The following is a 26244-nucleotide window of genomic DNA, read 5'->3' as shown; positions in this document are numbered from 1 at the left end:
TGTTTTATCTTCGTGAATTTCTTTTATGAGTTGCAGTCTCCTGCGACGCGATTAAAAATCGCCTTCGTCATCGACCTCTTCGGTGAACATCGAGCCGAAAAAGCGTTTCATCCGTTCGGAAAGTTTGGGCTTGCGGACACGCAACTCCTCTTCGGGATAATCTTCAGGGGCATACCCGTCACCGCCCGCCACACCATAATCGCCGGCCGGTGCATAGGGATCAGCTGCCTGACCGTAGCCTCCGGCGTTGTCATAGGGCTGCTGTGGATACGGGTCGGCTGCGGGTTGAGTACCTTCGGCCGCTGCAACGCCATAACCGTAACCGGGTCCCTGCACGGGATTGGTGATACCGGCAGCGGGTTGTTCGGGCGATGCGGTCTGTTCGCCGATTTCGGTATAGTTCCCCTTACGCACGGCGTCGAGGATGATACCGGTGAGGGTGGAATATTTGGGAGCCGAAATCAATTCGGCAGATTCAGGTGCCACATAGGTGGTGGGTTGTGCGATACGCACGTCCATCCCGGTGTGCATTTTGAAGAGCAGGTCGAGGTTCTTCAGGTTCGCACCGCCACCAGTCAGCACGATGCCGGCTCCGAGACGTCCCTTGAAGCCGCATCGTTCGATTTCGATCTTGACATAATCGATGATGTCGTACATGCGGGCCTCGATGATACCGGCCAGAGTACGAACGGCAATCTCCTTGGGAGCCTGTCCGTTGACGCTGGGGATGTTGATGTACTTATCGACAGGGGTGCGTTCGGCAACGGCCTCGCCGAACGAGGTTTTGAGTTTTTCGACGTAACGTTCGAGGATACCGTAGGCGCGGATATCCTTGTTGATGATGTTCCCGCCGATGGGGATCACGGCCAGATGGCGGATCACCTTGTCGTAATAGACGCAGATGTCGGTGGTACCGCCTCCGATATCGACTACGGCAACCCCGAGTTCCTTCTCGTCGTCGCTGAGCACGGCTTCGGCCGAGGCGAGGGGCTGGAGCACGATTCCGGCCAGTTTAAGGCCGACACGCTGGAAACACCGGCGGATACGCTCAATGGCGGTCTCTTCGCCGATGATGACATTGAATTTGGCCTCGAGTTTACGTCCCTCCATGCCGACGGGCACGCTGATATCGTCTTCGCCGTCGAGGGTATAGGATTGGGGGAGGATGCTGATGATGGTTTTGCCGGCAGGCAGCGAGGCGTTACGCTGGTCGTCGATGAGTCGTTCGACGTCGCTTTGGCGCACTTCGGTCACTCCGGCGTCGGTGACGTTTTGGACGGTCACGTAGCCTTGGGTCCGGTTGCACTGGATGTGCTGGCCCGAAACGCCGACATAGGCTTCGCGCACCACGATGCCCAGTTCCTGTTCGATTTTGGCCTTGACTTCACGCAACACTTGCGAAGCCTGTTCTATATTTTTCAGGTCTCCTTTCATCACGCCGTTGGAGGCGACCTCTTTCAGTGCGATGATTTCGATCTTATTTTTTTCGGCTTTGCGTCCCACGGCCATCACCACCTTGGTTGTGCCGAGGTCGACCGCCGCTACGTATTCGTTATTGTCCATATGTATCGTGTGTGCTCTCAGTATTATCTTTTTGGGGTTTGGGCGGCGCCGGTTTTTGCTTCTCCGGCGCAGGCATCCCCGTGCATACGACCTGACCGCGATAGCGGAGGTCTATTTCGCGGGCGGTGCGCCACCACTCGTCGCCGAAGCTCTTCTGGTAGAACCGCGAGAGTTTACGCAAACGGGCTCCGACGGCTGCCGTATCGGCGATTTCGCCGAACAGGATGACCTGTTCTCCGATCCGCGGCAACATCCGCACCTCCTTTCCATCGTAGTAGACCTGGGTGGTCAGAGCGACCAGAAAGGGGTCCGCACCTACCTGTTGGACAAAGTTAATCAGATTATATAACAATTCCCGCTCCCGGGAAAACTTTTTTTCGTCCAATCGTCCGAAAAATCCGACGGGAAACTCGAGCGGCAACCGTCCGCTGACCACAGGGACCTCCGCGATGCAGTCGGGCTGCGGCGGCAGGAGCACCAGCGCGCTGTCCACATAGAAGTTATGGCCGCTTTCGCTGACCACGCGCATCACAGGTCGCCGCTGTTGGAGCGAGATGTGCAGCAGACCGTCGATCGCCACGTAGGCTTCGGCCTGCTCGACATAATCCTGCCGTTCGACCAGCTTTTCCACGCCATAGACATCGACCTCGCGCAACGGTAGCCCTACGCTTCGCACGGCACTGTCGGCCAACCAGCGGCGAACGATGTCTGGCGTGACGAACTTTTGCAGAGCGCTGTCCCGGATGACGATTTCGACCCCCGTGCACTTCATTTCGTTTTCGCGTCCTGAACAGTAGCTCACAGCCACGACGGTATAGGCCACCAGCACGACCAGCAGCACGATATTGAGTATTTTATGTCCGCCCGGCGACATTTTCCGCATTTAAAAATTAAAACAATACAATAATCCGAAGCGGCGACACAGGCGCTGTCAGCCCAACGCTCGACACCTACCCTCCCCTCACACAAACCGCTCAGCCTTCGCAGAACACTCCGCTCGCCCGCCACCTGAGTTAGTGGCTGCCGTTTCGATTCTTTCGCTTCACGACTTCGGCCACCGGAGCACAGAAACGGTCGATATCGCCGGCGCCGGCCGTCACGAGGATTCCGCCGACAGGCAGCGCCTCGACCTCACTCAACAACTCCTCTTTGGAGATCATGCGCTTTTGCGGGGCCGTCACCTGCTCCAGGATCATCTCCGAAGCGACACCCGGAATGGGCAGCTCTCGAGCAGGATAGATGGGCAACAGCCACACCCGATCAGCCAGGCTGAGCACCTCGGCAAATTCGGGCGCAAAATCCCGGGTTCGGGTATAGAGGTGCGGCTGGAAAATAACGGTCAGTTCACGATGGGGGAACATCTTGCGAACGGAGGTCAGCATGGCACGCAATTCAGCCGGATGGTGGGCATAGTCGTCCATGTAGATCGTACCTTCGGGCTGTTCGGGGTCGTTCACCCAAAAGTCGAAGCGGCGCTGCACACCGCGAAAAGTGGCGATAGCTTCGCGCAGACGGGTGTCGTCAAACCCTTCGCACCACACCAACGCAGCCGCAGCCACACAGTTTTCGACATTGACCAGTCCGGGAATTCCCAGCCGGCACCCTTCGAGCCGCCGATCCGGGAAGACCAGATCGAAGGTATAGTAGCCGCCGGCATCGACGGTCAGTTTTTCGGCATGGAAATCGGCCGCCGGATCGCTGACATGGTACGTATAGCGCCGGATATCCGAGCGTTCGAGCGGCAGATCGACCCCGGCTTTGAGGATCAGCGTTCCGCCCGGCACGATCTGCGAAGCGAATTGCGCAAATGCCTCACGCACGGCCTCGTAGGTTCCGTAAATATCGAGGTGGTCGGGATCGACGGAGGTGATGACCGCCTCCTGCGGATGGAGTTGCAGAAACGAGCGGTCGAACTCGTCGGCCTCCACCGCCATGCGCGCTCCCGGTCCGAGCACCAAATTCGAATCGAAGTTTTTGGAGATACCCCCCAGGAAAGCGGAACCCTCGCCGGCGCCCACGGCGTTGAAGTGGGCCGTCATGGTCGTGGTGGTGGTTTTGCCGTGGGTACCGGCCACAGCCATCACCCGTTTGCCCTCGCCGAGCAGTCCGAGCATCCGCGACCGCTTGAGCACTTCGAAGCCGTGGTCGAGGAACCAGTTCAACTCACTGTGGTCGTGCGGAATGGCGGGGGTATAGATCACACGCGTCGCAGCGGGGTCGCGGAAAGATTGCGGGATGGCCTCCACGCTATCTTCGTAGTGGACAGCGATTCCCTCCCGTTCGAGAGCGGCGGTCAGCGGCGACGGCGTCCGGTCGTAACCGGCCACCTTCCACCCTTCGTGTTTGAAATAGCGGGCCAGGGCACTCATACCGATGCCTCCGATCCCGACGAAATAGATCTTATTTTTTATCATGTCGATTGGCTATCTCGATGACCGTCCGCGCGACGTCGCGTGCGGCGTCGGGACGGCCCAGTTCACGTATATTCGCAGTCATTCTCGCCCGACGGGGACCATCGTCCAGCAATTCAAGCGCACGGGGAATCACCTCCTCGACGGCACGGTCGTCCGGCACCAGCAGGGCGGCGTCCTTACTTTCGAGAGCCTGCGCATTTTTGGTCTGATGGTCTTCGGCGACGTTGGGCGAAGGGACGAAAATCACCGGACGCCCTACCAGCTCCAGCTCCGAGACGGTGCAGGCCCCGGCCCGTGCCACCACCACATCGGCCAGCGCATAGGCCAGATCCATCCGTTCGACGAACGGCCCGCGCCAGATGTTCGCCGGCAGGCCACCGGGACGTTGTGCCAGCGTGGCGGCGATCTGCGGCTCGTAGTAGCGTCCGTTTTGCCAGATAACCTGTATATCGTTCCGTGCGGCCAGCGCATCCATCCAGCGCAGCATGCACTGGTTCAGGGTTCGCGTACCGAGGCTTCCGCCGACCACCAGCAGCGTCTTTCGCGCCGCCGCGTCCTCCGGAAAGCCGAAACAGCCGCAGGCCTCGCGGCGCTGTTCGGGCGTCGGAGCGGCAATATCGGCAAAGTGACCGCGCAACGGATTCCCGGTGTGAATAATCTTCTCGGCAGGGAAGAAACGCTCCATTCCCTCGTAAGCGACGCATATGGCTCGCGCACGTTTCGAGAGCAGGCGGTTGGTCAGCCCGGCATAGGAGTTCTGCTCCTGAATCACGGTCGGAATCCCCATCCGCTGAGCGGCCCACAGTACCGGGGCGCTGGCGTAACCGCCGAATCCGACGGCTATGTCGGGTCGGAATTCGCGAACGATCCGCCGGGCCTGGCGCAGGCTGCGAATCACCTTGAACGGCAGCGAGAGGTTGGCTTTCGACAGCAGGTGCTGCCGTTGCAGACCGGCCACCGGGAGCCCCACGATTTCGTATCCCGCCTTCGGAACGCGCTCCATCTCCATCTTGCCTTCGGCTCCGACGAACAGAATCTGCACCCCGTCGTCGCCGAGCTGCGAGCGCAGGGCGTCGGCCACGGAGACTGCCGGATAGATGTGTCCGGCCGTTCCGCCACCGCTGATAATCACACGCAGAGTTTTATCTTTCATGATCTTCATCATCCATTAGATCGACCACTTCACGACGCCCGGTTGCCGAGCCGGTCGTACCCACCGCATGGACGCCGTGGTCGACCAGCGTCAACTCCTCTTCTTCGGGTTCATCCTCCTCGGCCGAAGGCGCAACCGTTCGCGGGTGCCGCGGAACCAACGGACGTGACAACGGTGTGTGAGCGGGTTCCTGAGGCTGCTCCGCCTCCTGCGGTACGGTCTCATACTCCGCGGGCGGCACCGAAGGAGCATAATCCCCACTGTCGGGTTCAGCTTCCGGACCGGTCGGTATTGCTGCTTCGGCCGTCTCGACCGGTTCCGCATCCGGCGGAATCTCGCCGGCGGCGATCAACGCTTCGCGACGCTGCTGCGCCTCGAGTTCCTGCTGTTCACGTTCGCTTTCGCGGCTCACACCAAGAATCATGCCGATCGCAATACAGGTAAAAAAGACCGACGATCCCCCCAGACTGATCAGTGGCAGCGGCTGTCCCGTCACAGGCATCAGCCCGACCGAGACGGCCATGTTCACAAAGGCCTGCATCGTGACAATCAGACTGAGTCCGAGCACCATCAGCCCCTGTGAAGGCCGGTTGCACCGTCGCACGATCATACCGGCCCGGTAGAAAATCCATAGATAGAGCACAAACACGACAATCCCCCCCACCACGCCATACTCTTCGATAATAAAGGCATAAGCAAAATCGGAATAGGGGTGCGGGAGCTGCGACCGTTGGGTACTGTTCCCGGGACCCTTGCCGACAACGCCGCCCGAGGCGATGGCGATTTCGGCCTGCTGGGCCTGAAAACTGTCCTGACTGGTCTGTTTGTTGTCGGCCACCACTTCGGTCGATCCGGCAAACTGCGTCAACCGGTTCACCCACGTCTCGGCACGCCCCACCCCGGCAATGTACATGACGGCAACCAGCACCAGACAACTCGCACCGGCAATGAGGTTCAGCCGGTTTAACTCACGCTGTCTCACACGTCCAATCATCAGCATAATCATGCACGTGAGCCACAGGATCGCCGCAGTCGAAAAGTTGGCGGGCAGAATCACAAGCGTCGAGATGACGATCGGCATAATCAGCGGCTGGGTGGTCTTATACCAGATGTTGAAGCTGCGCTCTGGATTCCTCGCCCATCCGCTGGGGGTGAGCGGCGGCAACACGGGAATCTTGGAGATCACCCCCTGCCGGATACCGAGTTGCTGGGCCAGCACCATCACGAGGGTCACCTTCAGCAGTTCGGAGGGTTGGAACGTCAACCCCGTACCGGGGATCTTGATCCACCGCGAGGCTTCGTTGAGCGAAATCCCGATCACATAGGCAAGCAGCACCAGCACGATACTGAGCTTGAACAACGCCTTGGCATACCGCGCGTAATATTTATAGTCGATCCAGTGTACAACGATGATGACGAAGAAGCCGACCATGATGAATCGGGCCTGCCGGAAGAGGTAGTACGACGTATTTCCGTCCACTTCGCGGTAGGCCATGGCGGCCGTGGCGGAGTAAACCACCAGCAGCGACACGAGAAAAAGGGCGGCTACGATAATCCACAACGGTTTATCGCCTCGAAAGAGCAGAAGTTTCCTTTTTTTCGCCATAATGCAAAGCTACTGAATTTCCACGAGAGTGTAACTGTCGGTCGTACACACTTTATATCGAAAGGCAACTGTCGACAGGCCGCAAGCCGTCGGACCCGAAGCATATCAACCTCTTCGATTCCAACACGAACGGAGCACCCCGCATCCTCCGTCCCTCCGCACCTTCCCGATAGTGTCCATATTTCATCTATACCGCGCGCCCACGCCTGCCCAGCGACCGTCGATCGTTCCACGGACAACAGCAAGATGCCATCGCCTCACCTGATTGGTCCCCCTCAACAGACAAAGCCGACCTTACCGACTCTCCGTAAAGACGCAAAGGCTGCACCCGCATCACCTTTCCCGTTCACTACAGACAAAACAGCCTGCCCCGGTGTCGGAACAGGCTGCCGTGCAGTTTTACTTAACAATATTGGGTTTCTGGAGTCCGTATCCCTTTCGTTTGTCCTCGCGTTTGAGCAGCAGGCCGAACATCACGGCAAGCAGCCCCAGCACCAGGAAGATCAACATCGGGACAGTGTAGTCGTAACGTGGCGTGACGACGCCGCCCACCACCTCGGGGGGCAGCGTGCCCCATTTGTCGAGCGCCCAGCCAATCAGCAGCGGAACGCCGGCCAGGCCCCAGTTCTGCACCCAGAAGATCAGGGCATAGGCCGTTCCGAGTTCATGTTCGGGAATGATCTTCGGCACCGAAGGCCACATGGCCGAGGGAACGAGCGAGAAGGCTACACCAAGGATGATGACCAGCACCACGGCTGCCAGCCAGTGGGTAATCCAGGGCATCGAGAAGCCGGCATAGACCACCACCAGCATCAGCGCCCCCCAGATCATCATCGACGCCCCCTTACCGCGGCGGTCGTAGATGCTGCCGAAGAGCGGCGTGAGGATCAACGTGCCGACCGGCAGCAGCGAAGGAATCAGCCCGGAGAGTTCGCCCCGGACGCCGAATTTCTGAATCACGAGGTCCACAGCAAACTTCACGAACGGATGCACGGCCGCATAGAAGAGCAGGCACAGCAGCGCGATGTACCAGAAGGCCCGGATACGAAAAATCGAAAAGATGTCGCGGAAGCGGAACTTTTCGTCATCGGCGAGGCCCTCCTGTTCACGTTCGGCATCGAGCCGACGGTCCATAACGATATAGACCAGGAAGGTCAGGAAACCGATCAGCAACAGAATCATCCCGAAGAGGATGGGGGTGCTGATCGAATTACCGAAGGCTTTGGCGATGGGCAGCGGCAGTGCCAACGCCAGGAAAGTCCCCAGACGGGCAAAGGCGACGTTCATCCCCAGCGCGAAGGCCAACTCTTTGCCTTTGAACCAGCGCACGACGATCTTGTTGGCCGTGATGCCAATCGTCTCGTAGCCCACGGCAAAGAGAGCGTAGCCGAGCGAGGCGACCAGCACCTGAAGTTTCATGGTCTGCTGGCCGAAGAACCAGAAATCGACCATGCGCGCCGGATCCATGAATCCGATGGCGTAGTACTTGATGCCGATACCGGCGAGCATGACGCCGACCGAGAGCACGCCGGTGAAGCGTGCCCCCATCTTGTCGAGCACCATCCCGCCGAAGATGAGCATCAGCAGGAAAACGTTGAACCAACCGTAGCCGCTGTTGAAGAGGCCGAAGTCGGTGTTGTCCCAGTGGAACAGTTCGATGAGGAGTCCTTTGAGGGGTGCGAGCACGTCGGTCAGGAAATAGCCGCACATCATGGTCAGCGAGACCATCAGCAGCACGATCCAGCGGGCACTGCGCGATTCGGACATCTTACGTTGAATCTTCTCTACCATCCGTCCCCTCGCTCCTATTTGCGCAGAAATTTACGCGGCTTGACCATATTTTCGGGACGCAGGATGTTGTCCAGTTCGTCTTTCGACATCAGGTTGCGCTCCAGCACCAGGTCGTAGATCCCCTTGCCGGTTTTGAGGGCCTCTTTGGCCAGTTCGGTCGAGGTTTCGTAGCCCAGATAGGGATTCAGCGCGGTCACCAGACCGATGCTGTGATAAACCATGTCGCGGCAACGCTCCTTGTTGGCGGTGATGCCGAGAATACATTTCGTGCGCAGGGTGTTCATCCCGTTCTCCAGCATGACGATCGATTCGAGGATGCTGTAAACGATGATGGGCTCCATGACGTTGAGCTCCAGCTGACCGGCTTCGGCAGCCATGGTCACGGTCAGGTCGTTGCCGATCACCTTGTAGGCAATCTGGTTGACCACTTCGGGGATCACGGGGTTCACCTTGCCGGGCATGATCGACGAGCCGGGCTGCATCGGGGGCAGGTTGATTTCGTTCAGACCGGTACGCGGGCCGGACGAGAGCAGACGCAGGTCGTTGCAGATTTTCGACAACTTCACAGCCATACGTTTCACGGCCGACGAGTAGATCACGAAGGCACCGGTATCGTTCGTGGCTTCGATCATGTTGGTAGCCGCCTGCATGGGCAGACCGGTAATTTCACGCAGGTATTTGATACAGATCTGGCTGTACTGCGGATCGGCGTTGATCCCGGTACCGATGGCCGTGGCGCCCATGTTGACTTCGAGCAGCAGACGGGCATTCTGTTCGAGGCGGTCGATCTCTTCGGAGAGGTTGGCGGCATAGGCGTCGAACTCCTGACCGAGGGTCATCGGCACGGCGTCCTGCAGCTGGGTACGTCCCATCTTGATGACGTCGGCAAACTCGATCCCCTTGGCATTGAAGGCACCGATCAGCTCCTTGAGCGAGGTGATCAGGTCGTTGGTCTGGTAAATCAGCGCAATCTTGACGGCGGTCGGATAGGCGTCGTTGGTCGACTGCGAGTGGTTGACGTCGTTGTTGGGATGGCAGTACTGATACTCGCCGTGTTTATGGCCGAGGATTTCGAGAGCGCGGTTGGCGATCACTTCGTTGGCGTTCATGTTGGTCGAGGTACCGGCACCGCCCTGCACCATATCCACCACAAAATGGTCATCGAGTTTGCCCTGCTCCACTTCGTGGCAGGCAGCGATAATGGCATCGGCCACGTCAGGTTTGATCTCGCCGAGGTCGCGGTTGGCTTTGGCAGCTGCCTCCTTGACCATGGCCAGCGCCTTGATGAAGTAGGGATACATGCACAGGCGGACACGGCTGATGTGGAAGTTGTCCAGCGCGCGCATGGTCTGCACGCCGAAGTAGTATTCTTCAGGAATTTCCAGTTCGCCCAGCAGGTCGTGTTCTTTACGGGTTTTGCCGGAAAGCGGCATTTTGGTAATATCCATAGGATTGTATTTTTTAGATTTCATCACATTTGTTCAGCTCCCTGTCCCGAGTCGTGCATTCCGCCCGGTCCGCATCCATGACGGCCACCGGAGCCCGACTCGCGTCGGGTGCTCTATTTTCCGCAATATTGGGTCAGCAGCACGGACATCTGACACTGGAGTTCGGCTGCGGCATGGCCGGCAGCTTCGGCGAAATCGTGTCCGCCGGAGGCATAGATAATGCCGCGCGAGGAGTTGACCAGCAGACCGCAGCGACGGTTCATACCGTAACGGGCCACCTCTTCGAGCGATCCGCCCTGGGCACCGACGCCGGGCACCAGCAGGAAGTGGTCGGGGACGATGGCGCGAACGCTGCCGAGCTGGGCAGCCTGCGTGGCACCCACCACGTACATGGTATTGTCTTCGGTACCCCAGTTCATGGAGGTTTTCAGCACCCGTTCATAGACCCGGTCACCGTTTTCGAGCCGGAGGGTTTCGAAATCCTGTGCCGAGGTATTGGAGGTGAGAGCAAGCAGCACGGCCCACTTCCCGGGATAGGCGTAGAAGGGTTCGGCGGTGTCGCTGCCCATGTAGGGCGAGAGGGTCACGGCGTCGAAATCCATCTCCTGAAAGAAGACGCGTGCATACATCTGCGAGGTATTGCCGATGTCGCCCCGTTTGGCGTCGGCGATGATGAACTGCTCGGGATAGTGTTCCCGCAGGTATTTGACGGTCTTGACCAGCGCATTCCACCCCTTGAGTCCGGCCGCTTCGTAGAAGGCCAGGTTCGGTTTATAGCTGACGCAATAGGGAGCCGTGGCGTCGATAATGGCTTTGTTGAACTCAAAGATCGGGTCGTCACCGGTCAGTAGGTGCTGGGGCACTTTTTTCAGGTCGGTGTCGAGGCCCACGCACAGGAAACTGCGTTTGGTTTGAATCTGTTCGAAAAGCTGCTGCGATGTCATCATGCGGTTCGAATTTGCGGACCGGATACGCGGAACGGCAGACAGGGCACTCCCGGTATCCTGCCGGTGAGAACATACGGGGACTCACAACGTCCTGCCCCTGCCGAGTTGCCGACCGCGCTACGGTCGATTAACAAGCGGTTTAACTAAGCAAATATACGCAAAAAAGAGCCCCGCAAGGCTCTTTTTCAAAATTTATCGGAAGTTTCCGTTTCGGTTCTTCCAGCGGCCGGTTTTGCCGTCAGAACAACTGACATAAAAACTTCAGAATCCGTTCATTACAAATACATGATATTGTTTCCCCTCGCGATCCGGCCGTTCCGTAAAAATCACCCTCATACCATTCTGTCACCTCAATCTCCTCTCCCGAGATCATACAAGGAACAGACGCAACAGCCAACTTCCGATCACGATCGCCAGGTCAATCCAGAGCATCACATGCAACGCTTTCCGATGCCCGATAAAGAACGGAGTGATGGCCAGCGGCAACAGTGCGGGAAACATGCGCAGACTCGCGGCCACGTGCCCTTCAAGGAGCAATCCCACGGCTCTTTGTCCGCCGCAGAAGGGGCAGTCGATTCCGAAAAGCTGCTTATAGGCGCAGGGCATTTTCAGAAAGAACCGATCCCAAAGGTCACCGAGCGAGCTAAAGAAACATGCTCGCGCCGGCCAGCCCCATCCCTACGCCGATCACAGCAACGATGATCCAGTAGAAGGTCCAGAGACCACCGAGGCAGATCCCGATAATGGACATGATGCGGCCGGCATTGAGCATCCCGTAACCGTTGTATGCGTCGGGAGTCTCCTGATAGGCCTGACGACCTTTGTTGGCCAGCACCAACCCGATGATTCCCAGCACAAGACCGATAATATAGCAGCTGGTAATGATCGACAGAATCCCGAGCACCAGGGCTGCTACGGCATTGGGCACATTGGGTTTCTGCACGGGACGGTTGCCTGCCTGCTGGTATTGCGGTTGCTGATACTGCGGCTGTGCGGGTTGTTGATATTGCGGCTGCACGGGCTGCTGGTATTGGGCAGGATCGGGCTGCTGATACTGAGGTTGAGCCGGTTGCTGATACTGCGGCTGTACAGGCTGCTGATATTGGGATTGAGCAGGCTGCTGATATTGCGAAGCATCAGGCTGCTGACCCTGAGGTTGCTCCGGCTGCTGGGGTTGGTTGTCGTTGTAGTTTTCCATAAGGAAGTCGTTTTATAGTGAATTAACCGGTCTAAAATTAACAATTTTTCGGAACAATCGGACTTTGTTCCTACGATCGTTAATTTTCTTCCTCGGCCGCTGCTGCAAGCCGTTCGGCATTCTCGGCAAATTGCAGTTTGTCGATGCACTCCTGAATGTCGCCATCCATGAAGGCGGGCAGGTTGTACATCGTGTATCCGATACGGTGGTCGGTCATTCGGCCCTGCGGGTAGTTGTAGGTGCGGATCTTGGCCGAGCGGTCACCGGTCGACACCATAGTCTTACGCTTGGACGAAATTTCGTCGAGATATTTCTGATATTCGAGGTTGTAGATACGGGTGCGCAACTCTTCGAGGGCCTTGTCGAAGTTCTTGAGCTGCGACTTCTGGTCCTGGCACTGTACGACGATCCCGGTGGGGATGTGGGTCAGACGGATGGCCGAATAGGTCGTGTTCACGGACTGACCGCCGGGGCCGCTGGCGCAGAAGGTATCCTTGCGGATATCCTCCATCTTCAGGTCGATATCGAACTCTTCGGCTTCGGGCAGCACGGCTACCGATGCGGCCGAAGTGTGTACACGTCCCTGGGTTTCGGTCTGCGGCACGCGCTGCACGCGGTGCACGCCGGATTCGTATTTGAGGGTGCCGTAAACGTTCTCGCCGGTCACCTTGAGCACCACCTCCTTGTAACCGCCCGAGGTACCTTCGCTGGCGCTGTTGATCTCGGCTTTCCACCCCTTGCGCTCGAAGAACTTGAGGTACATGCGCAGCAGGTCGCCGGCAAAGATGGCGGCCTCGTCGCCACCGGCTCCGCCGCGGATCTCCATGATGGCGTTTTTGCTGTCCTGCGGGTCGGCCGGGATGAGCATCAGTTTGATATCCTCCTCGAGCTGTGCGATTTTGGGTTCCAGCTCTTCGATCTCGCCGCGAGCCATTTCGCGCATCTCCTCATCCTTTTCGTTCACCAGGATGTCTTTGGCTTCCTGCAGGTTGGCGATGGCGGTACGATAGGTGTCAGCCGCTTCGACGATGGGCCCCAGCTCCTTATACTCCTTGTTGAGCTGGATATAGCGTTTCATGTCGCTCATCACTTCGGGATCGGTGATTTGCTGCGAGATGGAGGCGTATTTCTCTTTGATTCCCTCCAGTTTGGCCAGTATGGTATTGTCTGCCATAGGTGTGGTTCCTTCTGTTTATTACGGACAAAGATACGTTTTTTCCGTGTGATTTCTTAAATGCAATCAAAAAGGCCGCTTCTCCAAATTGGAGAGCGGCCTGAAAGGTCGAAGCGAGAATGGACGGTCACCCCGCTCCACAGTATCGCATGCCCGGACAGTGCCGGGTGTGGAGCGCCGAGTAGCACCATTGGGCGCTACGCCGTTACTCACGGCGTGCCAACCCGATGTAATACAACAGCGTGGCGATAGCCGAGAGGGCGGCGACCAGATAGGTACGGGCAGCCCACATCAGGGCCTCTTTGGCCTGGTTCTGTTGTTGCGAGGTCAGGATATGCTGTCCTTCGAGCCAGGCCAGCGCACGGCGCGAGGCGTCATACTCGACAGGCAGGGTCACAATGCTGAAGAGTGCCGACACGGCAATCATCCCGATACCGATCCAGAAGAGGAGCAGCGAATGGGTTGCGCCGGCCAGCAGGATACCGCCGATGATAAAGAAGATGGCGAAACGCGAAGCAAACGAGGTGACAGGCACCAGTGCCGAACGCAGCCGCAGCGGCGCATATCCGATCGCGTGCTGCACGGCGTGTCCACATTCGTGGGCAGCCACGGCAGCGGCAGCTACCGAGTTGCTGGCATAGACGGCATCGCTGAGGTTCACTGTCTTGTTGACAGGATTGAAGTGGTCGGTCAGCTGACCGGGCGTATGGGTGACGGTCACATCGGTAATACCGTGGTCACGAAGCATCTTCTCGGCCACATCCTTTCCGGTCATACCGCCGGTGAAGGGCACCTTGGCATATTTGCTGAACACACTCTGTAGACGGGCCTGCACCACAAAACCGGCAATACCGATGATAATAATAAGCAGGAATTCGGGCCCCATGGAGCCAAAGAAACTCTGACTGGCAGTTAACAGTGTCATTTTTTGTTTCGGATTTTTTAAGACTAACGTAAGAGGCAGCAAAAATAGTGCCTCGCCGCACGCCTGTCATTCTGACAGGTAACCGTACCGTGTGGACAAAGATACGAAGAATGCGAAGAGCGCCAATAACCGCATCCATTTTTCTCCGCCCAGTCTGAGACACCTATCCACTCCGCTTCTCTCAAATAACAATTCTTAACAGCAGCACCGCATGCATACCATATTTTATACTACATTCCAGACAAACATCAGACATTTCACCTGCATCACAAAACATTCGGACATTTCGACAAATTTATTTGCATTTTTGAACTCAATTTCCAATCTTTGTAATGCTAACATTTTAAATTTTATTTTATGGCAACAGTTCAACGTGGCACTTCGTCCGTACCCCTGGTAATGGGTGTACTGGTATTCGCACTGGGCCTCCCGGCCGCTCTGTGTGCAACCGTATGCGCAACCGCCCTCACGGTGGGTACCGCTGGCGCTGGCGCAGGCGTGGGCGGTTTCATGATCTTCCTCGCTTTCATCGGTCCGATTCTCGGTCTGGTCGGCGGGATCATGGGTAAATCGAACCCGACCGCTTCGGGAGCTATGCTGCTCGTCGCTGCATTCCTGATGCTGATCGAAACCATCTCCATGTTCAGCGTCCTCGCCCTGATCGCGTTTGTTCTTGCCGTTATCGGCGGGATCCTGGCCCTCACCCAGAAAAAAGAGAGCGTAGAAGCCTAATCCTGCGGCTGACGCTCCCGTAAGAGACACACTGGCCCCTCGCCCGCCCGACGGCTGACGAGGGGTTTTTCGTAGGATGACCGTCCGTACGATCCTCCGCCGCCTCGCCTTCCCAGCACACGCACTGAAAACGCTACCCCCACATGTTCCAATCGATCCGCATCGGCGACTCCGAGCTATGGCTTTATAATATTCTGATGGGCATCGGACTGCTCGCCGCACTGCTCTACACCGTCCGCCAAATCGAAAAGCGACGCTACTTCCGTCACGAAAGCGCCCTGATGCTGACCATCGCCCTCTCGGCCCTCGGCGGACTGGCCGGAGCACACCTCATCGAACAACTTCTCCAACATCGCCCGCTGACCCTCGACAACCTGCTGTACGGAGGATCGACCTTTCTGGGTGGTCTTCTGACCGGCAGCCTCATTTTCCTCGCCGGCACCCGCCTGAGCCGCCAACCGATCGCCCCGCTGATCTGCATGCTCGTCCCGGCCGTGGCGCTGGCACACGGATTCGGACGAATCGGCTGTTTCCTGGGCGGCTGCTGCTACGGGATGCCTGCCCCCGACTGGATCGGGGTCGTCTATCCGCCCGGCAGCGACGCCTACCTCCACTGCGGTGCACAACCGCTCTACCCTACGCAGCTTTTCGAAGCCGCACTGGATTTTCTGCTGTTCTGGGTGATGGTGCGGTGGACACCGTTCCGCCATCGGCCGACCCTCTATTTCATCGGCTACGGCATCGGCCGGTTCCTGCTTGAGTTTCTGCGGGCCGACGCTCGCGGAGAACTGCTGCCGGGCCTGTCTCCCTCACAGTGGTTCGGGCTGGCGCTGGCCGCAGCCGGAGTCCTGTGGTGGATCGGATTGAAACGGAGGTGGTTCTCGGTTGACGATACCCCCACAGCTCCATCCCCGACTGCATCAGACCGCCCCTTCGACGGCGGCCCCGGGAAATGAAAAAGGAGGCTCCACGAAATCGTGAGCCTCCTTTTTCATTTGGCTGTTTAATGAATCTTACCCGGGCATGCGTCGCCAGTCCCCGCACCCCTCACGCACCCTCAGCGAGGCCCCCGGCGCCTAACGAATCTTGAGCGTCATCAGGGTAATGGCCGCCAGCAACAGCTGGACAATCCAGAACCGCGTCACAATCTTGACCTCGAAGTAGCCCTTTTTCTGATAGTGGTGGTGGAGCGGCGACATCAGGAAGACACGCCGTCCTTCGCCGTATTTATGTTTGGTGTACTTGAACCAGCAGACCTGGATAATCACCGAAAGACTTTCCACCAGGAAGATACCGCACAGAATCGGCAACAACAATTCCTTGCGAATCAGCAGCGCAAAGGTTGCGATAATCCCGCCGATGGCCAGCGAGCCGGTATCGCCCATGAAGACCTGTGCCGGATAGGAGTTGTACCAAAGGAAACCAAGCAGCGCCCCGACAAACGCCCCGGCAAAGACCAGCAGTTCGCCCGACCCGGGAATATTCATGATGTCGAGGTAGTCGGCATAGATCACGTTACCGGAGAGGTAGGCCAGAATACCGAGCACTACTCCGATTGCGGCCGACACCCCTGCAGCCAGTCCATCCAGTCCATCCGTCAGGTTGGCCCCGTTGGAGACGGCCGTGATGATGCAGACGGCAATCAGCACATAAAGCAGCCATCCGAGCGTGTCGCCCAAGTGCCCTTCGACCGGGATCAGGTCACGGTAGTCGAGTTCACTGTTTTTGAAGAAGGGGACGGTCGTCGAAGTGGACTTTTCGGCCGGCGTCATGTAGACGATCTTGCGCTGGTTGCCGAGGTCTAGGGTCTCGACCCTCTGCGCGTCGGCCGTCCGCTCGGAGGAGGACTCACGCGAAACGATCTGCGGATGGATCCACATGGTGGTACCGACAATCAGCCCCATGGTCACCTGACCCAGAATTTTGAAACGTCCGTTCAGCCCCTCTTTCTTTTTGCGGAAGACCTTGATATAGTCGTCGAGGAATCCCAGCAGGCCGAGCCATACGGTCGTGGCCAGCATCAGCTGGATATAGACGTTCGTAAGGTCGGCAAAAAGCAGCACGGGAACCAGTATCGCCGCCAGGATAATCAGACCGCCCATCGTCGGGGTACCTTTTTTCTGGAGCTGTCCTTCGAGTCCGAGGTTGCGGATCTCCTCCCCGATCTGGTGCCGCTGGAGCATCCGGATAATGCTCTTACCGAACACCATCCCGATCAGCAGCGAGCAGACGATGGCGATGGCCGATCGAAACGAAATGTAATTGAACATGCCGGCACCGGGCAGGTCGATGGTCCGGTCAAGAAATTCGGCGATATGATAGATCATGGTTGTTTTCTGGCAATTTGGTGTGCAAAGATAGCGAATAACCCCAGCATTTCACACTCCGGGTGACGATTCCTCGCGGCCCACATCCGCCCGTCACCCCGAAACAACAGTGGCAGCAGGAGTATGAATGCCCTGCTGCCACTGCGATTAGACTAATTAGACCAGATTACTGCTTTTCGAAAAATCAATTTCCCGAGGAACGCACTGCGCCGGATTTCTCGCCTCTCCCCGCCTCTCTCCTTTGCTCCCCGGCCTGTTCCCGTTCCTCACTCCTGTTCCTTGCTTCTTTCCTCACCTGTTCCCGACTCACCATTTCCCACACACATCCCTACTCGCTCCTTTGTTGCCTGCCCTACTCACCACTTCTCACCTCCCTCAACCTTTCTCGCCCCCCCGCTCCTTGCTCCGGGAATTAGCGGGTTTTGATGCAGAAGCGTTTCAAAACCTCGTAGGCTTCCGACAGACCGAGCTCTCCGGCCTTGCTCAAATCAAGACATCCCTTTTCGGTATCTTTCATAAAGATCTGAACCAGCCCGCGATTGTAGTAGGCCTCGGCCAGATAGGGGAAACGTTCGATGGCCTTGGTGTACTGTTCGAATGCACCGGGCAGATCGCCGCTCAGACAGAGCATGTTGCCCAAGTTGAAGTAAGCCTGCGGCAATTCGGGCATCAGTTCGATGGCCTTCCGGGTGTCGGCAATGGCTTCGGAGTAGTCGTAGGTACGCTGACCGCGGTTCTGCAACAGTCGGGCCGCTGGGTCGTCGGTCTGGATCGACACCTGTTGCATCACGCTGTTACCCTCGAGCGATGCGATGAATTCGATCATTTCGGCCTGGGCTGCACCCCGGTTGAGATAGATCAGCGGGTTGTCGGATTCGACTCGCGCCGCCCGACGGTAGTAACTCAGCCCCGACGCATACTGCCGCAGCAGAGTCTGCGTGATCCCCTTCAGGAAGTTGTCCTGCCAAGAGGTGGGGGTCAGATTGGCCGCATCCCACGAGGCGACGCTGTCCACGGGCAGCGAGGCGGCCGCCGGCGTTCCGGTCAGGTCGAAACGGAAACCGAGACGATCGGCCGAACGGGCCGTCGATGAGGTCGCAAGCAGTTGCAGGTAGGTATCCAAACGCGCATTGCGGTAGTCCCGCGGATTGTAGCGTTCGGTCGTATCGGGTTCGACGATGGTAATACGGAATACGGGCATCAGACGCACGTCACGCCGGATATCGCCCCGCATCGAGCGCAACTCGTTGTTACCGAAGTCGGCGTCGAACGAAAGCAGTTTGTCGAACTGCCGGCTGGTGTCGGCAAAGGAGGTGAAGGTGCTGTCGCTGAGTTTGCGGCGGTACTCTTCGATCTTGGTCTCGGCCACTTTGCGGTCAGCCTCGGCCCCCTTGAAGTCGCGCAATGCCGCCTTGAGCTGCGAACGGTAGAGGTAGGCGTTGGCGAAGTCGGGATAAAGTTCGATGGCACGGCTGTAATCCTCGATGGCACCGGGATAGTCGCCAACCTGAATCTTGACCGTGGCACGGTTGTAGAATACCAGCACGTTACCCGGATTGTAGAGGGCCACACGGTCGTAATCCTCGATGGCCCGGTTGTAGTCGCCGATCTGACTGCGCAACAGCGCTCGGTTGAAGTAGGTCACCGAGTTGGTGGAGTCGTAGCGAATGGCCTGATCGAAATCCTTCAGCGCTTGCATCGGCTGATTCTTGTTCACATAGGCGTAGGCGCGATAGAAATAGGCGATGGACTGGGTCGAGTCGATCTTCAAAGCCTCGGTCAGGTCGCGAATACCCTCATCGTTCTTGCTTTGAGCCACTTCGAGCAGACCGCGCCGCATGTAGCCGTCAGCCACGTAAGGATTGATCTCGACGGCCCGGTTGAAGTCGGCATAGGCCTGAACGGTATCCTTGAGGTAGAGGTAGCAGGTACCGCGGTTGGTCAGTGCATTGACGTCCGTCGGCGAGTGGCGCAGGTACCGCGAGAAGTCGTCGACGGCCTTCTCGAACTGCTGGCTCAGAAAGTAGGTCACACCACGGCTGTAGTAGGTGGCCGAGAGGTTCGGCCGCAGCTCCACGGCGTGCTGATAGTCCTTCAGGGCATCGCTGTAGTTGCCCAGTCGCGAGCGGGTAATGGCCCGGTACTGGTAGGCCATTGTGTAGACCGGATTGACGGCGATGGCGCTGGAGAAGTCGGCCTCGGCCCCAAGCAGGTCGTCGAGGTTATACTTGGCCACCCCGCGCAGGAAATACCCTTCGTACTCTTTGGTCTCGGTACGGAGCAGCAGATTGAGCATTTCGATCGCCTCCCGAAATTTCTCTTCGAGAATCAGTTCGCGACCTTTATAGAAGAAGTAGGGTTTGTTGAGTTGAGCGGATGCCTCGCCGACGCCGAAGAGGGTGACGGACAGCAGGAGCAGCAAGGCGGCGAGGTGTTTTTTCATGTTGCAAATATACATTTTTTTGTCTGCGGCGCACCCGGGCACCGGTCAAAATCCTCCAAAGAAGCAAAACAGTTTTTCGACATTTCGAACATCGGCCGCGCGCCATTCCATTCGCGAAGCCGCCGACGCAGATGGGGTTCTATCCCCCCCGACAGGTCACGCTCCACCGCCTTCGGCCGCGCAGTAGCGCCCCTGCCACGTATTCCGCTCTTCGAGACGTTTTTCGAGCAGTTGCAGGAGCCGTTCATTCCGCACCAGCCCCCAAGGCGACGGATTGAGGTGATAACGGGGCGGCGCCTCGCCGGCAAACCGTTCGATCACCAGCCCAGGGCGAAGCCGCTCCAGTAGGTCGATGAACAGGTCAATGTAGTCGGGCAACGACCAGAAACGGTAATCCTCCGGATGGAGGGCATAGTCCCGGGCCATGCCGGTATCGCGGAAAAGCTGCAACTGGTGGAACTTGACCGTGTCGAGCGGCAGGGCATTGATGGCATCGGCCTGCGTTACGAGCATCTCGTCGCTCTCACCGGGAAGGCCGAGAATGAAGTGCGCCCCGCAATGGAGACCACGTCGATGGGTCATCTCGACGGCACGCACGGCTGTAGCGAAGTCGTGCCCGCGGTTCACCCGCCTCAACGTCTCATCGTAAACCGACTCGATCCCGTACTCAATAATCACATAGTGACCCTGTGCGGCCAGCGAGGCGAAATAGTCGAGTTTCGCCTCGTCCACGCAGTCGGGACGCGTACCGACCACAATCCCGACAATATCGGGATGGGTGAAGGCCTGGTCGTAGATCTCGCGGAGCTGGTCGAGGGGCTTGTAGGTATTGGAGTAGCTCTGGAAATAGGCCAGATATTTCTGGGCTTTGGCGTAGCGATTGCGGTGGAAGAGGATGCCCTCCTCGATCTGGCGGGCCACGGTGTACCCCTTGTGACTGTAAGACGGGCTGAAGGCGTCGTTGTTGCAGAACGTACAGCCGCCGGTCGAAAGGCTCCCGTCGCGGTTCGGACAGGTAAAACCAGCGTCGATGACAACCTTCTGTACCCGACTGCCGAACAGCCGACGGAAATAGGCGGAGTAACTGTTGAAACGACGACTGTCGCCCCAGGGGTATATGATGTTCTCTTCGGCCATAAATCTCTATTCTCGGGGTTTCTCGGTGGTTTTCCGATTTACACCGAATCGCCGGAGTGACCCGTCGTGGATCATTCCGGCGATTCGGAAATGTTCGCGCTCGATTACTGCAGTGAAATGGCGACGTCGATTCGCGGAATCGAGTCATTGGCAGGTACGGGAACCCGCGGCGGCGTATTGATAATGGGCAGCGTGCCGGTTCCGGGAGGCGTATAGGTCGGTTTCATCGTGGAGCGGACGTTCTCGTCGGTAAATCCGGCCCAGGCCTTCTCGCCGTTGCGATAACGACGTTCGGCCTCCTGACGGGTCATACCCAGTGTCGGAGCCTCTCCCAACGACTTGCCTTCGCGGGCGGCCTGCATCTGCTCCTCGACGGACTGATTCACGTTGGCTTTCACGGCGTTGGAGTTGAAACCCATGAAAGAGTTGTTGGCCGAAGATCCGGTTCGCCCGAACGAAAAGACGATAGTTCGCTTTTTAGTCGATCGCGTGGCGCGGATCTGGCTCATATCAAACGGCGGCACCACGTGCATCCCCTCCAGCACGGCATCGCGCAACCAGGTCTGCGTACGTCGGGCCGCGGCGCCGGCAAACATACCGCCCAGTCCCTCGGTGTCGTTTTCGATCTCGAGCTGCGTCAGACGGCCGTCGGGAGCAATCACGAAGGTGCACTGAATGGCATGTTCAATATCGTCGATTGTCTTGCCGTCGGGGATCGTCAACACGAAATACTGCGCCACGTGCAGCAGAATGGCGTTATACTCCTTGTCGGCCTTGAGCACGGGTCTTGCCCGGATACGCTGAACGGCACCAGACGCAAGAGGAGCCAGCATCAGGGCAAACAAAGCGAATATTCCGATCCGGATTTTCATGTATTTTGGCATGACTACTATTTTCCCATTATTGTAAAACGCAATCCGACAGGCATTTATTGCACCCTCATTCCCCACTCGCCCCCGCCTGCCGACCGATGCGCCCACTTTTGCCCGACGCACCTGTCTTCCCCTGCCCTCCACTCTCTCCCGCCCCCGTCTCAATTCCTCAACTGCCTCATCCCCGGCCGGTTGTGTCGGCGACCTTGCAAAGATACACTATTCGACATACAATACCAGCCCTTTGAGGTACTCCCCTTCGGGATGGTAGATGTTCACGGGGTGGTCGGCCGGCTGGGTGAGCTGGTGGAGGATCCGCACGCGGCGACCGGCAATGGCCGCTGCACTGAATACGGCCGTGCGGAACTGCTCGCGCGAGACGGCCTGCGAACAACTGAAGGTAAAGAGGATACTGCCGGCCGGCATCTTGGACATGGCGGCGGCATTGAGCCGTTTGTATCCCTGAAGGGCGTTGCCCAGCACTTTATGGTGTTTTGCGAAGGCCGGCGGGTCGAGGATCACCAGATCGTAGGCATCCGAGGGCATGTTCCGGACAAATTCCAACGCATCCGACGCGATTTCGCGGTGCGTGAATCCGTCCGCCGGAGCCGGCAGGTTCAATTCCATATTGCCGGTGGCCAGTTCAACGGCACGAGCCGAGCTGTCCACCGAATCGACGAGCAGCGCCCCGCCCTGCATGGCATAGACCGAAAAACCTCCGGTATAGCAGAAGGTGTTCAACACGCGGCGGCCTCGGGCATACCGGGCCACCAGCGCACGGTTCTCGCGCTGGTCGATGAAGAAACCGGTCTTCTGACCGTCTTCCCAGTTGGCACGAAAGCGATTTCCGCCCTCCAGCACAGTCTCGTCGGCCGCGGCACCCTCGGCCCGCCACAGATAGCCGTCCACCGTTTCGATCCCGCTCTTGGGAGGAATGGTTCCGGCACTCTTGTCGTACACGGCGGTCAGGCGTTCGCCGTACACGTGGCGCAGCGCCTGGGCAATCTGTTCACGCACCAGATACATCCCCACCGAATGGGCCTGCATCACGGCGGTGGTTCCATATACGTCGATAACCAGTCCGGGCAGATTATCGCCCTCGCCGTGCACCAGCCGGTAACAGGTAGTCTCGGCCGAGGTGGTCAGTCCGAGAGCCTGCCGCACACCGTAGGCCTCACGGATGCGACGATTCCAGAACGACTGGTCAATCGCCTCGTCGGGATCGAACGTCAACACGCGCACGGCAATCGAGCCGATACCGCAGTGGCCGCGGGCAATGAACTCACCGGACGCGGTGTAAACATCGACCACATCGCCCTCTTCGGGGGTGCCGTCGGTGCTGTGGATCGCACCGGAAAATATCCAGGGATGGCGACGGAGCAGCGACTCTTCCTTGCCGCGCCGCAGAGTCAGTTTTACCATGGGAGATCAGGATTCGGTAGTGGGATTTGAAGTTTGCGGGTCGGAATTTTCCGCCCCGGCGGTCGCCTTTCGACGCCGGTAGCGACGGGGCGAGCCGCTGCGTTTCGACCGACGCGCGGCGGTTTTGTGTTTCTCGGGCATCTCGCCGGCAGACTGCTGGCGGAGCAGCCCCCGTTCGGCCTCATCCATCAGCGCCGGGTTCTCGGCCCGCAGACGGAGGTAGATTTCGCGACACACCCAGGCGTCCAACGCGGCATAGTCCTGCTGCGGTTCGGTGAGCCGGACTGCCTCCCAGTTGGTGAGCCGCTGGGCTTTGGAAACCTTCACGCCGAGCACGATGGCAGCCATCTTCTTGACGCTGAGCTCTTCGATACCCCAACGTTTGACCAGCGCCTGGAGGTCGACAAAACCGGCGGGCTGGAATTCAGCCACCTGGTGCATGCCCCGGATGTCGTCACGGATGGCGGCGCCGACCTTGATCACTTCGGGAGACGAAAGCATGGCCCGAATCGATTCGGAGAGGGGAACCTGTTTGACGCGGAACAGCAAAGCCGTGTCGGCCGTCGAGATCTGCACCAGCGCCATCCCGTACTTCAGCCCCTTCTGGAACGAAGGTCGGGTTTCGGTGTCGTAGCCGACGAGCGTCTGACCCTGAAGGACGGCTTCAGCCTCGCGCATGGTCTCCTCGCTGTCCACAACGATCACCCGCCCGGGGAAGTGGGCCACGGGCATCAGGTTGATTTCGTCGTTTGTAATGGTCGGCTGGTACATAATCTGCCCACAAAGGTACGTTTTTTCTCTGCATTGCGGGAGGCCGGCCCCGCTCTTTTCTATCCGGCATGCGGTACACGCATCCTCGGGGCAAAAGTTACAGCCTGAGCAAAACGTCCCTCCCCCGAAACAACTCTCGAAACAGACGCCCGACTCCCGGTCTTTAAAAGCCTTTCGTTTCCCCGCCGACCTGTTCACTCTCCGTTCGGGCGGAACTTTCTGTCAATCAACCCTGTTAGCTTCCGCACACCGGACCTTGTCCTAAACGATGAATAAAAATTTCAAAAATGCCGATTTATCATTAATTTTGTCCAGATATTCAGAACACGGACAGCTACAGACGCAAAGCTTATGACGATCGAACCGATCATCGAACCCATCGCGCGCGAGTTGCTCGAAGCCGAGTTGACCCCCGAGCGTATCTGGCGCAAAACCAATAAGGGAGGTAACATCCTCTACACCCTCACAGCAGCCGAATGCCCGAACGTCATGCAGGAGATCGGACGCCTGCGCGAAGTGTCGTTCCGCGACGGCGGAGGCGGTACGGGTCTGAGCGTCGATATCGACGAACTCGACACCGTCGAAGGCGGATACACCCAGCTGATCGTCTGGGACCCCGTGGCCCGCGAGATCATGGGCGGGTACCGCTACATCATCCCCCGCTCGACCCACCCGAAATACCTCTCCACCGAACACTACTTCGAATTCAGCGACACCTTCCGCCAGAAATACCTGCCCTACACCCTCGAACTCGGACGCTCGTTCGTGCAGCCAAAATACCAGTCGCGCAACAATCCCAAAAGCCTCTTCGCGCTGGACAACCTCTGGGACGGGCTCGGAGCCATCGTGGTGCGCAACCCCGACGTGAAATACTGCTTCGGCAAAGTCACCATGTACGGCGACTACAACCGCGAAGCGCGGAACATGCTGCTCTACTTCCTGAAAAAACACTTCCCCGACCGCGAAAACCTGATCCGCTCGCGCTATCCGGTCAATCTCGATATCGACGTGCCCAAAATGGAAGCCCTCTTCGTGGGCAAGGACTACGCCGAAGACTACCGGATCCTCTCGCGCAGCATCCGCGGTTTCGACGAAACGATTCCGCCGCTGATCAACGCCTACATGAGCCTCTCGCCCACCATGAAAGTGTTCGACACAGCCCTGAACCCCGACTTCGGAAACGTCGAGGAGACCGGGATACTGATCACCCTCAGCGAACTCTATATCCAAAAAGTAGAACGTCACCTCTCCAACATCGAATAATCCCCCGGACAGCGATACTCCCCCACTGCGTATGATGAACTTCCTGAAACGAATCGGACTGGATCCGTTCATCCTGTCGCTGTTCGGAGCCATCGTCCTGGCCTGGCTGGCCCCCTCGTGGGGCGCCGAACACGAAAACTGGTCGCCCGCCGAAGTCGCCGGATGGGGCGTGGGAGTCATCTTCTTTTTCTACGGGCTGCGGCTCAACCGCGAAAAGCTGAAAGTCGGCCTGCAAAACGTCCGGCTGCACGTGCTGGTCCAACTCACCTCCTTCGTGCTGTTTCCCCTGCTGGTACTCGGCATCATGGCCCTGATCGACACCCAGCCACACTACTACCTCTGGCTCGGCATCTTCTTTATGGCCACCCTGCCCTCGACCGTCTCCTCGTCGGTCGTGATGGTCTCGATGGCCCGCGGCAACGTCCCCGCCGCCATCTTCGACGCCTCGATCTCGAGCCTGATCGGCGTCTTCGTCACGCCGCTCTGGATGTCGCTCTTCCTGACAGCCGGACAGGGCGGAAACTCGCTCGAAGAGGTCATCATCAGCCTCATCTTCCAGGTCATCGTCCCGGTCGGCGCCGGAATGCTGCTCCACCGCTGGTGGGGCGAATTTGCCGAAACTCACCGACGCGCCCTCAACTTCTTCGACCAAACGGTCATCATCGCCATCGTCTACACCTCGTTCTGCGAGTCGTTCTCGATGCACATGTTCGACTCCGTATCGTGGGGTCTGCTCGCCGTACTGACCATCGGCATGGCCGCACTCTTCTTTCTGGTGTTCGGCATCGTCTGGTGGATCAGCCACCGGATGCACTTCAACCGCGAAGACCGCATCGTGGCCCTCTTCTGCGGCTCGAAGAAATCACTCGTCCACGGCACCGTCATGTCCAAGGTGCTGGTATCCGACCACACCCTCACCGGGATTCTGCTCCTCCCCATCATGATCTACCACGCCATGCAGCTGGTCGTGGTCAGTATCATCGCCCGCCGGATGGCCTCTGAACAGGAGTAACCCATCGTCACACCGTTCCACCCACATCCGAAACATCCAAAACCAC

Annotated in this window: 22 protein-coding genes; 4 read left to right on the top strand and 18 right to left on the bottom strand. The window is 58.3% G+C overall.

The window, feature by feature from the left end; all coding sequences use genetic code 11:
- Positions 1–51: 51 nt before the first annotated feature.
- The 12 genes from ftsA to BQ5379_RS09320 form a co-directional block, all read right to left on the bottom strand.
- Positions 52–1563, bottom strand: coding sequence for a cell division protein FtsA (ftsA, locus tag BQ5379_RS09375; RefSeq protein WP_071135185.1), 1512 nt, complete (start codon positions 1561–1563; stop codon positions 52–54).
- Positions 1553–2437, bottom strand: coding sequence for a cell division protein FtsQ/DivIB (locus BQ5379_RS09370; protein WP_071135184.1), 885 nt, complete (start codon positions 2435–2437; stop codon positions 1553–1555). The genes ftsA and BQ5379_RS09370 overlap by 11 nt, the downstream gene beginning before the upstream one ends.
- Positions 2438–2576: 139 nt before the next feature.
- Positions 2577–3977 (bottom strand): UDP-N-acetylmuramate--L-alanine ligase, encoded by a 1401-nt coding sequence (gene murC, locus BQ5379_RS09365; protein ID WP_071135183.1) that lies wholly within the window; start codon positions 3975–3977, stop codon positions 2577–2579.
- Positions 3964–5130 carry an undecaprenyldiphospho-muramoylpentapeptide beta-N-acetylglucosaminyltransferase gene (gene murG / locus BQ5379_RS09360; protein ID WP_071135618.1) on the bottom strand — a complete coding sequence of 389 codons (1167 nt, stop codon included), beginning with the start codon at positions 5128–5130 and terminating at the stop codon, positions 3964–3966. The genes murC and murG overlap by 14 nt, the downstream gene beginning before the upstream one ends.
- Complete coding sequence (locus BQ5379_RS09355; RefSeq protein ID WP_083377693.1) at positions 5120–6736, bottom strand: FtsW/RodA/SpoVE family cell cycle protein; 1617 nt, start codon at positions 6734–6736, stop codon at positions 5120–5122. Before BQ5379_RS09355 ends, murG begins: the two co-directional genes overlap by 11 nt.
- A gap of 399 nt (positions 6737–7135) precedes the next feature.
- Positions 7136–8527 (bottom strand): MFS transporter, encoded by a 1392-nt coding sequence (locus BQ5379_RS09350; protein WP_071135181.1) that lies wholly within the window; start codon positions 8525–8527, stop codon positions 7136–7138.
- Between the two features lie 14 nt (positions 8528–8541).
- Positions 8542–9975, bottom strand: a complete 1434-nt coding sequence (gene aspA, locus BQ5379_RS09345; RefSeq protein ID WP_071135180.1) for an aspartate ammonia-lyase — start codon at positions 9973–9975, stop codon at positions 8542–8544.
- A 113-nt stretch (positions 9976–10088) separates the two neighbouring features.
- Positions 10089–10919, bottom strand: coding sequence for an orotidine-5'-phosphate decarboxylase (pyrF, locus tag BQ5379_RS09340; RefSeq protein ID WP_071135617.1), 831 nt, complete (start codon positions 10917–10919; stop codon positions 10089–10091).
- A 372-nt stretch (positions 10920–11291) separates the two neighbouring features.
- A complete protein-coding gene (locus BQ5379_RS09335) occupies positions 11292–11528 on the bottom strand; it encodes a DUF2752 domain-containing protein (protein WP_071135179.1) in 237 nt (78 codons plus the stop codon).
- Between the two features lie 37 nt (positions 11529–11565).
- Positions 11566–12120 carry a CCC motif membrane protein gene (locus BQ5379_RS11285; protein WP_071135178.1) on the bottom strand — a complete coding sequence of 185 codons (555 nt, stop codon included), beginning with the start codon at positions 12118–12120 and terminating at the stop codon, positions 11566–11568.
- A gap of 79 nt (positions 12121–12199) precedes the next feature.
- Positions 12200–13294, bottom strand: coding sequence for a peptide chain release factor 1 (gene prfA, locus BQ5379_RS09325; protein ID WP_071135177.1), 1095 nt, complete (start codon positions 13292–13294; stop codon positions 12200–12202).
- Between the two features lie 205 nt (positions 13295–13499).
- Positions 13500–14219, bottom strand: coding sequence for a zinc metallopeptidase (locus BQ5379_RS09320; RefSeq protein WP_071135176.1), 720 nt, complete (start codon positions 14217–14219; stop codon positions 13500–13502).
- A 357-nt stretch (positions 14220–14576) separates the two neighbouring features.
- Here BQ5379_RS09320 and BQ5379_RS09315 point away from each other — a divergent pair, with 357 nt between their 5' ends.
- Both BQ5379_RS09315 and BQ5379_RS09310 read left to right on the top strand, forming a co-directional pair.
- Positions 14577–14951 (top strand): hypothetical protein, encoded by a 375-nt coding sequence (locus BQ5379_RS09315; protein ID WP_143039442.1) that lies wholly within the window; start codon positions 14577–14579, stop codon positions 14949–14951.
- Between the two features lie 143 nt (positions 14952–15094).
- Entirely contained in the window at positions 15095–15907 is an 813-nt protein-coding gene (locus BQ5379_RS09310) for a prolipoprotein diacylglyceryl transferase (protein ID WP_071135174.1), read from the top strand.
- Between the two features lie 120 nt (positions 15908–16027).
- Here BQ5379_RS09310 and mraY read toward each other — a convergent pair whose 3' ends face one another.
- The 6 genes from mraY to BQ5379_RS09280 all read right to left on the bottom strand — a co-directional run bounded on the left by mraY (position 16028) and on the right by BQ5379_RS09280 (position 23923).
- Entirely contained in the window at positions 16028–17278 is a 1251-nt protein-coding gene (gene mraY / locus BQ5379_RS09305) for a phospho-N-acetylmuramoyl-pentapeptide-transferase (protein WP_071135173.1), read from the bottom strand.
- 412 nt (positions 17279–17690) lie between these two features.
- Positions 17691–19721 carry a tetratricopeptide repeat protein gene (locus BQ5379_RS09300; RefSeq protein ID WP_071135616.1) on the bottom strand — a complete coding sequence of 677 codons (2031 nt, stop codon included), beginning with the start codon at positions 19719–19721 and terminating at the stop codon, positions 17691–17693.
- Positions 19722–19877: 156 nt separating this feature from the next.
- Complete coding sequence (locus BQ5379_RS09295; protein ID WP_235846054.1) at positions 19878–20858, bottom strand: tRNA modification radical SAM protein MnmL/YtqA; 981 nt, start codon at positions 20856–20858, stop codon at positions 19878–19880.
- A gap of 104 nt (positions 20859–20962) precedes the next feature.
- Positions 20963–21730 (bottom strand): hypothetical protein, encoded by a 768-nt coding sequence (locus tag BQ5379_RS09290; RefSeq protein WP_071135172.1) that lies wholly within the window; start codon positions 21728–21730, stop codon positions 20963–20965.
- Between the two features lie 219 nt (positions 21731–21949).
- A complete protein-coding gene (locus tag BQ5379_RS09285) occupies positions 21950–23152 on the bottom strand; it encodes a class I SAM-dependent rRNA methyltransferase (protein WP_071135171.1) in 1203 nt (400 codons plus the stop codon).
- A gap of 6 nt (positions 23153–23158) precedes the next feature.
- Entirely contained in the window at positions 23159–23923 is a 765-nt protein-coding gene (locus BQ5379_RS09280) for a 3'-5' exonuclease (protein ID WP_071135170.1), read from the bottom strand.
- A gap of 351 nt (positions 23924–24274) precedes the next feature.
- Between BQ5379_RS09280 and BQ5379_RS09275 the strand changes: the two genes are divergently transcribed.
- Positions 24275–25186 (top strand): glycine N(alpha)-acyltransferase GlsB, encoded by a 912-nt coding sequence (locus BQ5379_RS09275; RefSeq protein ID WP_083377692.1) that lies wholly within the window; start codon positions 24275–24277, stop codon positions 25184–25186.
- Between the two features lie 31 nt (positions 25187–25217).
- Entirely contained in the window at positions 25218–26198 is a 981-nt protein-coding gene (locus tag BQ5379_RS09270; RefSeq protein ID WP_071135169.1) for a bile acid:sodium symporter family protein, read from the top strand.
- Positions 26199–26244: the final 46 nt, after the last annotated feature.

Source organism: Millionella massiliensis, from assembly GCF_900104655.1.
Taxonomy (GTDB): Bacteria; Bacteroidota; Bacteroidia; order Bacteroidales; family Rikenellaceae; genus Rikenella; species Rikenella massiliensis.
This window is presented reverse-complemented; position numbering and strand designations above follow the sequence as displayed.

Bases quoted from the DNA above. Each gene is read 5' to 3' on its own strand.
- ftsA (WP_071135185.1), bottom strand. From the start codon at position 1,563: ATGGACAATAACGAATACGTAGCGGCGGTCGACCTCGGCACAACCAAG.
- BQ5379_RS09370 (WP_071135184.1), bottom strand. From the start codon at position 2,437: ATGTCGCCGGGCGGACATAAAATACTCAATATCGTGCTGCTGGTCGTG.
- murC (WP_071135183.1), bottom strand. From the start codon at position 3,977: ATGATAAAAAATAAGATCTATTTCGTCGGGATCGGAGGCATCGGTATG.
- murG (WP_071135618.1), bottom strand. From the start codon at position 5,130: ATGAAAGATAAAACTCTGCGTGTGATTATCAGCGGTGGCGGAACGGCC.
- BQ5379_RS09355 (WP_083377693.1), bottom strand. From the start codon at position 6,736: ATGGCGAAAAAAAGGAAACTTCTGCTCTTTCGAGGCGATAAACCGTTG.
- BQ5379_RS09350 (WP_071135181.1), bottom strand. From the start codon at position 8,527: ATGGTAGAGAAGATTCAACGTAAGATGTCCGAATCGCGCAGTGCCCGC.
- aspA (WP_071135180.1), bottom strand. From the start codon at position 9,975: ATGGATATTACCAAAATGCCGCTTTCCGGCAAAACCCGTAAAGAACAC.
- pyrF (WP_071135617.1), bottom strand. From the start codon at position 10,919: ATGACATCGCAGCAGCTTTTCGAACAGATTCAAACCAAACGCAGTTTC.
- BQ5379_RS09335 (WP_071135179.1), bottom strand. From the start codon at position 11,528: ATGCCCTGCGCCTATAAGCAGCTTTTCGGAATCGACTGCCCCTTCTGC.
- BQ5379_RS11285 (WP_071135178.1), bottom strand. From the start codon at position 12,120: ATGGAAAACTACAACGACAACCAACCCCAGCAGCCGGAGCAACCTCAG.
- prfA (WP_071135177.1), bottom strand. From the start codon at position 13,294: ATGGCAGACAATACCATACTGGCCAAACTGGAGGGAATCAAAGAGAAA.
- BQ5379_RS09320 (WP_071135176.1), bottom strand. From the start codon at position 14,219: ATGACACTGTTAACTGCCAGTCAGAGTTTCTTTGGCTCCATGGGGCCC.
- BQ5379_RS09315 (WP_143039442.1), top strand. From the start codon at position 14,577: ATGGCAACAGTTCAACGTGGCACTTCGTCCGTACCCCTGGTAATGGGT.
- BQ5379_RS09310 (WP_071135174.1), top strand. From the start codon at position 15,095: ATGTTCCAATCGATCCGCATCGGCGACTCCGAGCTATGGCTTTATAAT.
- mraY (WP_071135173.1), bottom strand. From the start codon at position 17,278: ATGATCTATCATATCGCCGAATTTCTTGACCGGACCATCGACCTGCCC.
- BQ5379_RS09300 (WP_071135616.1), bottom strand. From the start codon at position 19,721: ATGAAAAAACACCTCGCCGCCTTGCTGCTCCTGCTGTCCGTCACCCTC.
- BQ5379_RS09295 (WP_235846054.1), bottom strand. From the start codon at position 20,858: ATGGCCGAAGAGAACATCATATACCCCTGGGGCGACAGTCGTCGTTTC.
- BQ5379_RS09290 (WP_071135172.1), bottom strand. From the start codon at position 21,730: ATGAAAATCCGGATCGGAATATTCGCTTTGTTTGCCCTGATGCTGGCT.
- BQ5379_RS09285 (WP_071135171.1), bottom strand. From the start codon at position 23,152: ATGGTAAAACTGACTCTGCGGCGCGGCAAGGAAGAGTCGCTGCTCCGT.
- BQ5379_RS09280 (WP_071135170.1), bottom strand. From the start codon at position 23,923: ATGTACCAGCCGACCATTACAAACGACGAAATCAACCTGATGCCCGTG.
- BQ5379_RS09275 (WP_083377692.1), top strand. From the start codon at position 24,275: ATGACGATCGAACCGATCATCGAACCCATCGCGCGCGAGTTGCTCGAA.
- BQ5379_RS09270 (WP_071135169.1), top strand. From the start codon at position 25,218: ATGATGAACTTCCTGAAACGAATCGGACTGGATCCGTTCATCCTGTCG.